Below are 13,209 nucleotides of genomic sequence, written 5' to 3' on the forward strand. Positions count from 1 at the left end.
TCGCTCGCAGCGAGCGCTGACGTCACTGTCTGCCTGGCTGCTTTCAGCCTCGAAGGCCCCAGGAGCTCAACGACATGACACGGATGGGTTTCATTCTCCTCTGCACCCTGGCGACCGCGGCGACGGCGCAACCCGCGGCGCAGCTGAGCACGGACAAGGCCCGGGACAGCTATGCCCTCGGCCAGCAGACCGCGGACTCGATCAAGCTGCTCAACGCGGACCTGGACATCAATGCCTTGCTCCAGGGCATCCGGGACAACCTGGAGGCAAAGCCGTCCCTGCTGAGCGGTCCGGAGCTCACCAAGGCCCGGGACAGGGCCCGCGCTTCGATGGTCCAGAACCTCCAGAAGAAGCGCCAGGACGAGGGCGCGAAGTACGGCAAGGCGGGGCAGGCCTTCCTGGCGGCACACTCGAAGGAGAAGGGCGTGGTCACCACCCCGAGTGGCCTTCAGTATGTGCTCCTGAGCGCCTCTCCCTCGGGCCCCCGTCCCGGCCCCAAGAGCCGCGTGCTGTTCGAGTACAAGGCCTCGATCGCGGGAGGAGCGGAGTTCGACAGCACCGCCGCCCTGGGCAAGGCCGCCCTCATGGGCGTCAGTGATGGAATCAAAGGTCTGGCGGAGGCCTTCCAGCTCATGACGATCGGCAGCAAGTACCGCTTCGTCATCCCCCCGCAGCTGGCCTACGGCGCCGAGGGGTTCCCCAGCAAAATCCCGCCGAATGCCACGCTGATCTACGAGATCACGCTGCGCGAAGTCGTGCGCTGAGCCACCGGAGACCCACGATGAACTTCCTCCAGAACAGACAGGTGGGTCTGGTCGCCGTGCTCCTGCTGGTCAGCACGACGGCTGCCGCGCAGGTGACGTTCGACTGCCAGACGACCCAAGAGAAGATGCCCGCCACCGGCCTGGTGGCGAACCCGAAGGCGGTGGCCACGGTCCCCCTCGACAAGCAGCGCCAGGGCTACGTCCGGGTGGGCGGCGGGTGCGAGGTGTCGCGCATTGGCTTCGACTCCGTGCACGCCGCGGTAATGGTGCAGAACTCCCCTGACGGAGAGTACGGCTGGCGGTGCAAGGGGGCGGATCCGGCGCTCATCTCCAACCCGGCCTGGGCCAAGGCCTCTGTCATGTACTGCCGGGCCAGCGACCCGGCCGTGAGCAGCCTGCGCCTGCAGTGCACGACCCTCAGCAAGAAGGTGGGCCCTTCGCGCAACCCGTCCGCCGAGGTGACGCTCACCAAGGCCCTCTTCGATGACGGCTACACCGTCGTCTCCGGAGGCTGTGACAGCTCACACTTCCTCAATGGCTCCACCCATGCCGAGAACGTGGTGATCTCCCGGCCCTCCTCCAGTGGCCAGGGCTGGTTCTGTCAGGCGGCGGACCCGCCGAACCACGGCCAGGATGCCACGGTCGAGGCCTCGCTCGTCGCCTGCCGGGTGGCGATCGATCCCGCACAGGCGGCGACGCTCAACCCGAAGCCCGCCCTGCGTTGCACGGTGAGCCAGGGCCCGATGGCCTCGGGGGTGTCCTATCCCAAATCCATCTTCCAGGCGCCGGCGCAGGTGTTGGGGGGCGGGTGCGCGCTCTCCTATGCTGGCAATGGCTCCGCCCACGCCGAGTTCATGGTGCAGCAGGGTCCTCAGAATGGCTCGTGGGCCTGCCTGGCGGCGGATCCGCCCCTCATCCCCAACCCGGGCAGCGCGCAGGCCAGCGCGGTGTCCTGCAGCATCACCACGGCCCCCGCGCCGCCCCCCCCGGCGACGGCCCAGAAGAACCCGGTCCTCATCATCGGCGGAACCCTGGCGAGCGAGATCGTCTACTGGCTCCTGGAGGCCCGGCTCGTGGCGGACGGCTATCGTGTCGAGTTCTTCGAGCTCCCGGGGGGAGGCTTGGGCGACATGCGAGAGAGCGCGAGGCAGCTCAAATACAAGATCGCGGACATGCTGTTGCGGACCGGCGCGGAGAAGATCAACCTGATCGGCCACAGCCAAGGGGGCATCATTGCCCGGACCTATATCCACGACTTTGGCACCAGCACCGTCGAGAGCCTCATCAGCCTGGGCGCTCCCCACCAGGGTGCCATTCAAAGGACAGACCCCTTGTCGGCCCTGATTGGCGCGATCCTGTTCCAGTGCTACGTGGATCCGTCGCTCCCCTCCTCGCCGATGTGCACCCAGATGAAGCCTGACTCCCCGCTCATCCAGGAGATCAACCAGCGGGACCCGGCCGACCCCATCTTCTACACGAACATCAACAGCACGAACGACGTCTTCACGGACCCGAATTCGAACGGGAAGATGAGCAACTGTGATCGCACGAGCGCAGCGGGCGAGCTGCTGCAGTGCAACGTGACCGTGCAGGACTTCTGCCCGAACAACCTCGTCGAGCACGCCGGTCTGGCATCGAACGGCGCCGTCTACAGCGGCATCCGGCAGGCCCTGGCGCACAAGAAGATCGCCCTCAACTGCCTGGAGCTCTGATACCGGCCTGTCACGAAGTCGGGGACTCGAAGAAGAAAAAAGCCCGTTGCCCGGATTTTCCCCTCACGGGTCCAAGTCGATGTGCTCCCGCTCAGTTCACTCACCTGAGCGGCGGGCACGGCAGCTCCCGGTCTTCATTTCCCCACATGGAGCGGCCCCACCCCTATCGCAAGGAATGCCTGTCATGCGCAATGTCCGCACGTCCACTGTCGTGTCTCGCCCCATGATGCTGGGTCTCGCGGCGCTCCTCTGGAGTGGCTGTGGCGGTCTTCCGGAGGCCACGGACTCCGACTCCGAGCTCCAGTCGCAGCAGGCGGCCCTCGCTCCCGACCAGTGCGCTCCGGTGCCCGCGGCCCAGACCGCCGCCGGCGGCATCGTGTATCACCGCTACTCCACCGGCATGACCTGGGCGAACGCCAAGGCGGACTGCACGGCCATGGGCGGCCGGTTCGCCGTGCCCTTCAACTCCGCCAGCAACTCCGCCATCTACTCCATCATCGGGACGGACCTGACGTACATCGGCCTCAAGCAGGCCAGCGGGCAGTCGTCCACCTCCGCCGGTTGGCAGACCCCTGAGGGCAACCCCGCCCCCTACTTCAACTGGAGCTCGGGCGAGCCCAACGACATGGATGGCGTGGAGAACGACTTCCAGAACTGCGCCCGCATGTACACCACCGGCTACTGGGATGACGTGGCCTGCTCGCAGGTCAGCCCCTACGTGTGTGAGTTCGCGTTCGCGCCCCTGCAGTGCGCCGGTGGCTCCGCGTGCGCCCTGGGCACCGATTCGGTCTACCACTGCACCTGCCCCGCCGGTCAGCACTACGACGTGCAGCACAACGCTTGCGCCAACGGCCCCTGACACAGGGGGAGAGTACCCCTCGAATAACCTGCCTCGGTGCCCGCCGTGGCCTTGTCTCCGTTGAGATCGAAGTACGTCTTGTCGACGGTGTTCGGGTCGCGCGTGCCGAGGTTCCAGCTGCTGCCGGCCGGAAGGGACGGGTTGAGCATCGCGACTCCATCCGCGTCCAACTGGGGCGCCGAGGGCGTGGTCGCTCCGGCCTCGGAGGTCACCGTCCCGGAGCCCGAGGCGCCGGGCGCTTCCACGGCGGGAGTCCCGGCTCCGGGCGCTGCCTCGGCGGCTGGCGAGGCCGTTGCCTGCTCCGGCTCGGCGTCGTCTTCGCTCGCGTTGATCTCGGTATTGTTCGCCGGGGGCTGGCTGGTCTCCTGGCTACCACATCCCGCCAGGACCGAGCCCAAACATAGCATGCTTCCCATTCCCATGACGAGGAGTCACTTGTTTTTCATGCGCGCCCCAACCGTGCACGGCGCGCTCTCTTCCTGCGCCGTGGCCGGCGGGTCCGTTCCTGTCTGCCCGGCATGAGGTCCGCCAGGGAGCAAGCCCTCCCGCCTCACGCTCAGTGGACCATGCTCCCCTCCGTGAACCCCGTCTGGGAGAAGCCTGACGGCACATGGCTTTCGACGGTCCGATGCACTTGAATGTGTTCTGGCTCCCTGGTGGATGTCAGTCGCAGGCCGCTCGCGTGCTATCTCTCATGATCCGTCCAACAGATTCCCGCCCCACCCTCGCGCGCTCGACGCTCATCAACATGGCGGTGCGCATCGGGGTGGTCATCGCCCTGACTACCCTCGTCAGCTACATCCACATCCTCAACACCATGCGCGAGGAGAGCCTGGAGCACCTGGCGCGGCATGTCGAGGAGCGCGGCCAGCGAGAGCAGGCCATCTTCGTCTTCGCGCAGGACTCCCACGCCCTCCTCAAGAAGGCCTTCGAGGAACGGCTCCGCGAGCTGAGTCAGGAGGATCCCAACCCCCGTTTCGACAAGCTGTTCGAGCTCCGGCCCGACGGGACGATCCGCTGCCGGCGCCAGGGCTTCGATGGGACGCGGATGCCGGGCGTCTGGGTCGCCCCGGGCGTGAATGCCGATATCGGGTTCCGCCGCCGGCTCCTGGCCGCGTATGACGTGGTCGCCCAATATGGGCCCGCCTTCCGCACCCGCCTCATCGACACCTTCTTCATGCTGACGGAAGGGGTGAACGTGCTCTACTGGCCGGAGATCCCCAACTGGACCCAGGACGTCGGAGCCGACTTCCCGATACTCACCTTCGAGTACTTCCTCATCAGCCGGACCCAGGACAACCCCCTGCGGCAGATGGCCTGGACCCGCAGCTACAAGGACGACACCTCCGGGAAATGGCTGGTCTCGCCGGTCACCCCGGTGGACGTGGACGGCCACCATGTCGCGACGCTCGGCAACGACGTGCTCGTGGACGAGCTGCTCTCACGCACCCTCGTCGATCACCTGCCCGGCGCCTACAACCTCATCTTCCGCGATGATGGCGAGCTCATCGCCCATCCCGATGTGAAGCTGGATAGCGTCGCGGGCGGCTACAACGTCCTGACTCCCGTGAAAACGGAGGGCTCGCAGACAGGGCTCCCCACCGGGGAGCAGCAGGCCCATCTGCGGAGCATCTTCGAAGCGTTGAAGCGCCGTGCGCCCGGGCAGACCGTGGTGGAGCTGCCCGAGTACGGCGAGTACGTCGCCGTGGCGCGGCTGCGGGGCCCGGAATGGAACTTCATCACGGTGCTGCCCGAGAGCGTGGTGTCCTCGAAGGCCATCCAAGCCGCGCGCTATGTGCTGCTGTTCGGCCTCGCGTCGCTGGTCCTGGAGCTGATCATCATGTCCTGGGTGCTCAGGGATCAGATCTCCCGTCCGCTCCAGGCCTTCTCCCAGGCCACGGCACAGGTGGCGGCCGGCGACTTCGGGGTCTCCCTGGAGACCTCGCGCCAGGACGAGCTGGGGCAGCTGGCCCAGTCCTTCGAAAGTATGGTCCGGGAGGTCCGGCAGCGCGAGGAGGCCCTGCGGCAGGCCAACGAGGGCCTGGAGCACCGTGTCGAGGAGCGCACCCGGGAGCTGAAGGACGTCCACCAGCAGCTGGTGAAGACGGCGCGGCAGGCGGGCATGGCGGAGATCGCCACCAACGTGCTGCACAACGTGGGCAATGTCCTCAACAGCGTCTACACCTCGGCCCAGCTCGCCCGGGAGCGAATGAGCGGGATGAGGATCGCGCACGTGGGCCGGGTGGCCCACATGCTCCAGGTGCACCAGGGCGAGCTCGCGATCTTCCTCACCCAGGACGAGCACGGGCGGCACCTCGTCCCCTTCCTGGACAGGTTGGGGCAGAACCTGGTGGACGAGCGCGGGGAAATCCTCGAGCTGCTCGACGACATCGGCCGGTACACCGAGCACATCGGAGACATCGTCAAGGTGCAGCAGACCCACGCCCGGATGCCGCGGCTCCAGGAGCCGGTCAACCTGGCGGACCTGGTGGAGGACGCCCTGCGCATCAACGAGGCCGGTCTCTCCCGCCATCAGGTGAAGGTGGAGCGGCAACTGGCCCCGCTCCCTCCCGCGCTCACCGACAAGCACAAGGTGTTGATGATCCTCGTCAACCTGTTCAGCAACGCCAAATACGCCATGGATGGGGTGCCGCCGGAGGCGCGGAGGCTGGAGGTGAAGCTGGAGTCCTCCGCCGGCCGCGTCCGCATCGAGGTGCGAGACTCCGGCGTGGGAATCGCGCCGGAGCTGCTCACGCGCATCTTCCAGTACGGCTTCACCACGCGCCAGGACGGTCACGGCTTTGGCCTGCACTCCAGCGCGCTGGCCGCCCAGGAGCTGGGCGGCTCGCTGACGGTCCACAGCGAGGGGTTGGGGCACGGGGCCACCTTCCTGCTGGAGCTGCCCCTGACCTCCTCAGAGTGAGGTTGAGGTTCAGCCCCACCTCAAACCCTCGGTAGCCACACCGAGAAGATGCTTCCGCGACCGATTTCGGTGTGAACCTCGATGTGACCTCCGTGCGCCTCCACGAGCCCCTTGGTGATGTAGAGGCCGAGCCCGAGCCCGGTCTTCTTCTCACGCGCACGCTGCGACTGGTAGAAGCGATCGAAGAGCAGCGGCAGCTCATCCGGGAGGATTCCAGGACCCTGATCTTTCACCGAGATCATCGCGCCCGAACCCGCGGGGCAGATGTGGACGGAGATCGGGGCTCCCTCCTCCGAGTATTTCGCGGCGTTCTCGATGAGGTTCGTGAGGATCTGCTCCAGCCTCGTGGGGTCCGCACGCACGGGCGGTGGCGCGCGCTCGACCTGGACTTCGATGGGGTGATTTCCCAGCGTGGGTCGGATTCGAGCGATGAGCGCATTCACCGCCTCGGGTAGGGAGACCGCCTGGGGCCGCAATGACAAGCGTTCCGCCTCGATGCTTGTCGCATCCTGCAGATCGTCCACCATCTGCCCGATACGGTCTGTCCCGCGCTCCAGCCGCTCGAGTGTCGAAACGGGGACCTTCGCCTCGCCGTCGCGAGCATCCCGAAGGAGCGCCTGCACCTGGAGCAAGATGGCTTGCAGGGGGTTGCGCAGGCCATGGGCCACCACGGCCGCAAACTCGTCGCGCAGTTGCTTGAGGTGCTCCGCGGAGATGTGGAGGTTTTCTTCGCGGCGACCGAGCGCCCTGCCAAAGAGGCCGAAGACAATGGGCGTCGAGATGCCCATGTAGACCAACGCCAGGCCCTGGTCGGCCAGCGCCGAGGTCAGCCACCGGCGCCCGGGGCGTCTCCCCTGAAGGATGCGCTTGAGCGCGATGAAGCCGACAGGTGCCCCGAATCCGAGAAGCGCGCCGATGGCGATATAGGTCCTTGCGGAACGCCAGCGAGGCACCTCGCGACGCAGCGCGGCTGCCGCGATGGCGTCCGTTGGCCAGCCCCGTGGCTCGACTCCCTCATGTTGCTCCGTTTCAGGTCGCACGACGTGCCTCCTGCTGGGGAGCGACCGGTGGTGTGAAATGGAACGTCGTCTCCCCGGGCGCGCTCCCGGTCCGGATGCGCCTGCCTCCGGCACGCCCGAGGCGCGTTCACTACCCACGACGCGCCGACAGGAAGGTAGGTGCACCCACCTGCGCTGCAAGAGACACGACCCCGGAAGGCCGAGCGCACGTCGTGGCGTGAACAGGCACGATGGAGACGTGTTCGCCTGCTCCTGGCAGGTGTGGCGCGGGCGGAGCTCCCCACCAAGCAATCCAACGCGGGAGACATCATGTCCCAGGGCTCCGGCGCGGATGGGTGGCCCGGAGATCACCCGAAGCTGAGCTGGGTGCAAGGCACCTCCAGCAACGTCTACTCGGTGTTCATGCGGTCAGCTGCCCGAGCAGCCGCCGCGCCTGGCCCCGGCGCTGGGGCCACCGCAGCAGGAGCTCTGGGAGTAACTCTCGGCTGAGGGTTGCACCCTCTCGAGCTGCTCGCGGCAACCTCTCGCCCGCGCAAGGCAGACCCTCCAAGTCCTATGATGACTGTTGCCCTGACAGGCAAGAGCGGTCCAACCCGCAATGGACCATTCCACCGGTGGAACAATGGATCTGAACCTCCTCGGACTCTTCGTGGCCGTCGCGGAGACCGGCACCTTCTCGGAAGCGGCCCGCAAGCTCGGGCTGCCCAAGTCCTCCGTGAGCAGGGGCGTGGCGAGCCTCGAGGCGTCGGTGGGGACACAGTTGCTCCACCGCACCACCCGCCACGTGTCGCTGAGCACTGCTGGTGCCGCGCTGTACGAGCGGGCGGCTCCTCTGCTCGCCTCGCTGAAGGAAGCCGTCGGCACCCTGCCCGAGCGGGAGGAGGAGCCCTCCGGCGAACTCCGGCTCACCGCGCCGCATGACATGGGCGCAACCTTCCTGTCCGAGGTCATCGCCCGCTTCACCGCGCGCTACCCCTCGGTGCGGGTCGACTGCCGCCTCACGAACCGGAACGTGGACCTGGTGGCGGAGGGGTTCGATCTCGCACTGCGCGCCTCGGGAACGAAGCTGGCGGATTCGTCACTGATGGTCCGGAAGCTCGGGGCGCTCGACGTGCAGCTCTTCGCCTCGCCGACGTACCTCGCCCGCCGTGGGACCCCCCGCACACCCGAGGACCTGGCCCAACACGACTTCGTCGCGTTCCGGGGACTGAAACACCTCAACGAGCTGGGCCTCTCGGAGAGGCATGCGCACGTGCTCGCCGACGACATGCTCTTCATCCGCGAGACGGTGAAGGCAGGGGCGGGAATCGCGCCCCTCCCCACGTTCCTCGCCCAGACGGACGTGACGTCCGGGCAGCTCGTCCGCGTGCTGCCGCGCTACACGCAACCGTCGACCACGCTCGTGATGCTGCACCCGCGCACCCAGCATCTCCCGAGGAAGGTGTCCGCCTTCCGGGACTTCCTGCTCGAGTTCCTCAGAGGACGGCCGCTCTCGGCCCCCTCCGCCGGAGGCTGAATCAGCCGAAGAGCACCGAGCGCATCGACAGCGAGCCGAGATCGAATCCGCTCACCGGGAAGCGCACCGCATCGCGGCCCCCAAAAGACATGGGGAGATCATGCTCAGCGGGCCGTCGTTCCACCAGGGCCGCGCCGGACAAATCACCGTTCCCGGGGTGGAACGCGCTAATCGGCTCCTGCGTCGTTCTCCGTTCCAATCCAGCAACAGTGATGTGCTTCGAGGTCTTCTAGTTGTAGGAGAGCAACAACGGCATCTTGCCTTTCGACCAGCACGGAGCAGGGCCCGGCCCGGCGTGCTGCCCCCACGAAAGGAACGACCATGAAGACAAACAAGACCCCGCAGAAGTCCCGCCTGCCCCTCCGCACCTCGTTGGCCGCACTGGCGCTGCTGGGCTCCGCCGCCTGTGCCACCCCGGAGCAGGAATTGGAGCGGTACCAGGAGAACGAGCGACAGGTGGGCGAGCACCTCGTCACATTCGATGCGCTCGACTTCGACGTGTTCACGGGCCAGAAGTGGGACCAGCTCCACCACAGCCACTCGCAGGATGTCATCGTCCACTGGCCCGATGGGCATCAGACACAGGGCATCGACGTCCACATCGAGGACCTGAAGGCGATGTTCGTGTACGCACCGGATACGCGCATCCTGGTGCACCCCATCAAGTTCGGCACCGGCGAGTGGACCAGCGTCATCGGAGAGATGGAAGGCACCTTCACCCAGCCCATGCCGCTCCCCGATGGCTCGAGCATCGCCCCCACCGGAAAGCCCTTCAAGCTGGTGATGAATACCGTGGGCCGGTGGAAGGATGGCGTCATGGTCGAGGAGTACCTGTTCTGGGACAACCAGACGTTCATGAAGCAGCTCGGACTTGCGGAGTAGGCACGCCGCACCCTCCGGCAGGGGTTTCTTCACTTTGCGACTGGGCGGCTCGGAAGGCCGTGTTCAGGGCCCCAGGATCTCCAGACCTGGGGCCTTTTTCCTTATGAGTTATCCCTTACGAGTTGTCTGCCCCCTCGGGCGGACGAAGAAAAGAGCCGCGGGCTGCACGAAAAATCTGTAATCAATGCCAGTGCTGTTCGTCCTGGGTGCCGCACGCACTGTCGCGTGCATCACTCAAGGAAACACATGCGTCTGAGTTCTTTCTCTCGTACATGCCTCGCAACGATGGGTCTGGCCCTGGCGGCCTGTGGTGGTTCCGAGAAGAAGCCGGAGGAGCTCCAGCCCAAGGATTGCAACATGGAGACCGGCGTTACCCAGCTCGCCGACGGGTTCACGGGGAGCCTGAAGTACACCGTGACGTATGAGGTCACCGGAAGCGGGGAAGGGACGATCACGAAGATCTACTACTACGACGGTCCCTCGACCCCGAAGGTCGTGGAGAACCCAACCCTGCCGTGGACGAAGACCGTCTCCCTCTACTCCGACCAGAACGTGGGGATTGCGATGGAGGGCTCGGTGACCAACGGGCACTTCGAGGTGAAGTATAGCGGCGAGGGAAAATCCCTCTCTGGAGGGAGCAGCACCAGCGTCAAGGTGTCGAAGAACAATGTGTGTGAGCAATTGCAGAGCACGACCGTGAACTGACGAATCAAGACCGGACGTGCCGCCCGCGCTCTTCCTCCCGAACCGGGTGGCACACGGGCGAAACGAGTCCTGCGACAGACGCAGGAGAAAGGTGCCAGAAATGGAGACGGGCTGGAGACCCAGAAGTCCTCCAGCCCGTAACCGAATGATTCCGACTGCTTAGATGGTCGGGGAGACAGGATTTGAGCCTGTCTCCCCTTGGCCCTACTTCACCTCGCCGCTCGCGGTGGTGCTCGCCGCCGGGCTCACCAGGATGGGCGGGCGATCCTTGCCCTCCATCGCGCGCTGCAGTTCGATCTCCTGCAGCAGCACCGCCGGCGCCACCGTCGACACCGGCACGTTCCCGCTCTCCGCTCCGCAGAAACCGTTGAACACGCCCTGCTTGCGGCCCGTGCTCAAAATCCGGTTCACCGACGACAGCGGCGTCCCCACGATCTCCACTCCTCGCACCAGCGTCTCCTGCCCCGTCTTCACGTCCACCCGGTACACCATCCTCGGCACTCCCTTGAATGCCTGGTACCCGTAGCTCGACGTGTTCGTGTTCCCTCCCGTGATGTCCCGGATGATCAGCCCGTACGGCTTGCCCTGCCGCTTCGCCTCCGCGATGAGCTGCTTCTTCAGCTCCGCGTCATCCACCTGCTTCGTCGATTCGGCGATGAGGTTCGCCATGCGCGCCACCGGCTTGCGCGTGCCCTGGCTGCGCCCGTGTCCGTTCGACTGCAGGAAGCCCTCCAGCGGCCGCCTCGACACCAGGTAGCTCTTCAGCACGCCCTTCTCCACCAGCACCGTGCGCTGTCCCTTCACGCCCTCCTCGTCGTACTCGTAGAAGCCGTTGAGCGGCTCTCCCTGGAGCGAGCGCACGGTCGGATCGTCCACGATGCTGATGAACGTGGGCAGCACCTGCTTGCCCACCTGGCCCTTGAAGGTCTTCCCCTCCCCGTCTCCATCCTGCCGGTCTCCCTCCAGCCGGTGCCCCACCGCCTCGTGGAAGAGCACGCCCGCCGCCTCGGGCGCGAGGATCGCCGGCCCCGTGTACGGGTCGATCGCCGGCGCCTTGCGCAGCGCCAGCAGCTCCTCGATGACCTTGGAGGCGGCCTCGTTCACCGTCTTCTCGTCCGGCAGTCCCGCCTCGGTGGGTGCGTAGTAGTTGCGCGAGTCGTCCAGCAGCTGTCCGTCGTCCGCACGCGTCACCGCCGTCACGTGCAGCCCGTACATCGTCTCTTCCGTCACGATGCGGCCGCCCTCGGTGGACACGAACAGGCGCTTCACCCGGTCCGCCGTCACCCGCACCTCCGAGTCGAAGATCTCCGGGTGCGCCTTGAAGCGTGCGGACACCTCGCGCGCCACCCGGGTCCAGCGCTCATGGTCGAACGGGTAGGCCACCGGCGACTGCACGTACTTCACCGGCTTCTCCTTGGAGAAGGACGGGGCCTGCTTCGGATCCTCCACCGCGTAGACGTTGTCGCCCTTCTTCTTGAGGAACTGGGAGAGCGCGGCCTTGTACTTCTCGTCCGTCACCAGCCACAGCGCGGTGCGCAGCGCCAGGGGCGAGTCATCCAGGGGCGCGTCCTTGTTGGCGATGTAGCTGGAGCCCCTGCCTCCGCCGAAGAAGTCGTACTCCTCGGGGCCCGAGTTGTCGAAGTCGTACGAGCCCACCCGCACGTCCACGTACAGCTTGCGCTCGCGGGACGTGTCATCGAAGAAGATCGCCCCGTACCGGGCGACGATGCCTTGCTGCTCCGCATCCTTGAGCTGGTAGCTCATGAAGTACGGAGGCTCGTGGTTCTGCAGCTTGAGTTGCTGCTGGTTGCGCTGGAGCTCCTCCGCCATCGCGTCCAACAGGCTCACCCGCGGGTCCGGCGCGGGCGCGGCGGCGGTGAGGAGGACGGAAGCGGCGAGCAGCGGAAGGACTGGCCAGTTTCGGGTTCGCACGGCCCGACTCTACCTCGCCCGGATGGCTTGCGTCCCCGGGTCCTATCTGAGAGACCGCTGGCCCAGCGAGGAGGCATTCATGGACAAGAAGGTGGTGGTGATCACCGGAGCGAGCGCGGGCATCGGCGCCGCCCTGGCGGAACAGGCGGGCAGGAAGGGATGGCAGGTGGTGCTCGCCGCGCGGCGCGAACCCGAGCTGCGCCAGGTGGCGGCGCGCGTGGGGCCCGAGGCGCTGCCGGTCGTCGCCGACGTCTCCCGGCGTGAGGACGTCCAGCGCGTGATGGACGCGGCGCTCGCCCGCTTCGGACAGGTGGATGTCTGGGTGAACAACGCGGGGCGAGGCATCAGCAAGCTCGTCTCCGAGCTCACCGACGAGGACTTCGACGAGATGATGCGCGTCAACGTCAAGTCGGCGCTCTATGGCATCCAGGCCGTGCTACCGCACTTCCAGTCGCGCGGGCGCGGGCACATCATCAACGTGTCGTCCATGCTGGGGCGGGTGCCGTATGTCCCCGTGCGTTCGGCCTACAACGCGGCCAAGCACGCGCTCAACGCGCTCACGACCAACCTGCGCCAGGAGCTGCGCGAGCGCTACCCGGGCATCCACGTCACCACCTTCCTGCCGGGCGTGGTGGCCACCGAGTTCGGGGTGAACGCGCTCGGGGGCGGTATGGACTCGCGCAAGATTCCCGGCGCTCAGTCCGTCGAGGAGACCGCCTCCGTCCTCGTGGAGGTGATCGAGCGGCCCCGTCCCGACGTGTACTCGCGGCCGGAGTATCGCCAGCAGGTCATCGCGTACTACTCCTCCGAGGACCTAGCCATCCCCGAGCCCGGAGCACCGGGCGTCAAGCGCCCGTGAGACACAGGGAGGAGCGGCTCGTGCATCGCCGCCCCTCC

At 66.6% G+C, this 13,209-nt stretch carries 11 protein-coding genes; 8 read left to right on the forward strand and 3 right to left on the reverse strand.

Annotated features, from left to right (window positions below):
- Window positions 1–74 precede the first annotated feature (74 nt).
- From DAT35_RS43945 to DAT35_RS43955, 3 genes are all read left to right on the forward strand, one after another.
- Window positions 75–764 (forward strand): FKBP-type peptidyl-prolyl cis-trans isomerase N-terminal domain-containing protein, encoded by a 690-nt coding sequence (locus tag DAT35_RS43945; RefSeq protein ID WP_108075312.1) that lies wholly within the window; start codon window positions 75–77, stop codon window positions 762–764.
- A 17-nt stretch (window positions 765–781) separates the two neighbouring features.
- Window positions 782–2,476, forward strand: a complete 1,695-nt coding sequence (locus tag DAT35_RS43950) for an alpha/beta fold hydrolase (protein ID WP_108075313.1) — start codon at window positions 782–784, stop codon at window positions 2,474–2,476.
- Between the two features lie 184 nt (window positions 2,477–2,660).
- Window positions 2,661–3,335, forward strand: coding sequence for a lectin-like protein (locus DAT35_RS43955; protein ID WP_158502136.1), 675 nt, complete (start codon window positions 2,661–2,663; stop codon window positions 3,333–3,335).
- On the opposite strand, the gene DAT35_RS43960 is transcribed toward DAT35_RS43955, so the two are convergent.
- Window positions 3,296–3,742 carry a hypothetical protein gene (locus DAT35_RS43960; protein ID WP_158502137.1) on the reverse strand — a complete coding sequence of 149 codons (447 nt, stop codon included), beginning with the start codon at window positions 3,740–3,742 and terminating at the stop codon, window positions 3,296–3,298. The two genes, DAT35_RS43955 and DAT35_RS43960, sit on opposite strands and share 40 nt — an antisense overlap.
- A 287-nt stretch (window positions 3,743–4,029) precedes the next feature.
- On the opposite strand from DAT35_RS43960, the gene DAT35_RS43965 reads away from it, so the two are divergent.
- Window positions 4,030–6,258 carry a PAS domain-containing sensor histidine kinase gene (locus tag DAT35_RS43965; protein WP_233262065.1) on the forward strand — a complete coding sequence of 743 codons (2,229 nt, stop codon included), beginning with the start codon at window positions 4,030–4,032 and terminating at the stop codon, window positions 6,256–6,258.
- Between the two features lie 20 nt (window positions 6,259–6,278).
- Here the strand turns inward: DAT35_RS43965 and DAT35_RS43970 are convergent, their stop codons facing one another.
- On the reverse strand, window positions 6,279–7,298 hold the full coding sequence (locus DAT35_RS43970; protein ID WP_108075316.1) for a sensor histidine kinase KdpD: 1,020 nt from the start codon (window positions 7,296–7,298) through the stop codon (window positions 6,279–6,281).
- Window positions 7,299–7,899: 601 nt separating this feature from the next.
- Here DAT35_RS43970 and DAT35_RS43975 point away from each other — a divergent pair.
- From DAT35_RS43975 to DAT35_RS43985, 3 genes are all read left to right on the forward strand, one after another.
- A complete protein-coding gene (locus DAT35_RS43975; protein ID WP_108075317.1) occupies window positions 7,900–8,793 on the forward strand; it encodes a LysR family transcriptional regulator in 894 nt (297 codons plus the stop codon).
- Window positions 8,794–9,114: 321 nt separating this feature from the next.
- Complete coding sequence (locus tag DAT35_RS43980; protein WP_108075318.1) at window positions 9,115–9,675, forward strand: ester cyclase; 561 nt, start codon at window positions 9,115–9,117, stop codon at window positions 9,673–9,675.
- Window positions 9,676–9,921: 246 nt separating this feature from the next.
- Window positions 9,922–10,380: an MmpS family transport accessory protein gene (locus DAT35_RS43985; protein WP_199243180.1), complete on the forward strand. Its 459-nt coding sequence runs from the start codon at window positions 9,922–9,924 to the stop codon at window positions 10,378–10,380.
- Window positions 10,381–10,584: 204 nt separating this feature from the next.
- Here the strand turns inward: DAT35_RS43985 and DAT35_RS43990 are convergent, their stop codons facing one another.
- On the reverse strand, window positions 10,585–12,312 hold the full coding sequence (locus DAT35_RS43990; protein ID WP_108075320.1) for a TldD/PmbA family protein: 1,728 nt from the start codon (window positions 12,310–12,312) through the stop codon (window positions 10,585–10,587).
- A 79-nt stretch (window positions 12,313–12,391) separates the two neighbouring features.
- On the opposite strand from DAT35_RS43990, the gene DAT35_RS43995 reads away from it, so the two are divergent.
- Complete coding sequence (locus tag DAT35_RS43995; RefSeq protein WP_108075321.1) at window positions 12,392–13,171, forward strand: SDR family oxidoreductase; 780 nt, start codon at window positions 12,392–12,394, stop codon at window positions 13,169–13,171.
- The last annotated feature ends 38 nt before the right edge of the window (window positions 13,172–13,209 follow it).

The organism is Vitiosangium sp. GDMCC 1.1324 (assembly GCF_003044305.1).
GTDB lineage: Bacteria > Myxococcota > Myxococcia > Myxococcales > Myxococcaceae > Archangium.

Bases quoted from the DNA above. Each gene is read 5' to 3' on its own strand.
- DAT35_RS43950 (WP_108075313.1), top strand. From the start codon at position 782: ATGAACTTCCTCCAGAACAGACAGGTGGGTCTGGTCGCCGTGCTCCTG.
- DAT35_RS43960 (WP_158502137.1), bottom strand. From the start codon at position 3,742: ATGCTATGTTTGGGCTCGGTCCTGGCGGGATGTGGTAGCCAGGAGACC.
- DAT35_RS43995 (WP_108075321.1), top strand. From the start codon at position 12,392: ATGGACAAGAAGGTGGTGGTGATCACCGGAGCGAGCGCGGGCATCGGC.
- DAT35_RS43975 (WP_108075317.1), top strand. From the start codon at position 7,900: ATGGATCTGAACCTCCTCGGACTCTTCGTGGCCGTCGCGGAGACCGGC.
- DAT35_RS43945 (WP_108075312.1), top strand. From the start codon at position 75: ATGACACGGATGGGTTTCATTCTCCTCTGCACCCTGGCGACCGCGGCG.
- DAT35_RS43985 (WP_199243180.1), top strand. From the start codon at position 9,922: ATGCGTCTGAGTTCTTTCTCTCGTACATGCCTCGCAACGATGGGTCTG.
- DAT35_RS43955 (WP_158502136.1), top strand. From the start codon at position 2,661: ATGCGCAATGTCCGCACGTCCACTGTCGTGTCTCGCCCCATGATGCTG.
- DAT35_RS43965 (WP_233262065.1), top strand. From the start codon at position 4,030: ATGATCCGTCCAACAGATTCCCGCCCCACCCTCGCGCGCTCGACGCTC.
- DAT35_RS43980 (WP_108075318.1), top strand. From the start codon at position 9,115: ATGAAGACAAACAAGACCCCGCAGAAGTCCCGCCTGCCCCTCCGCACC.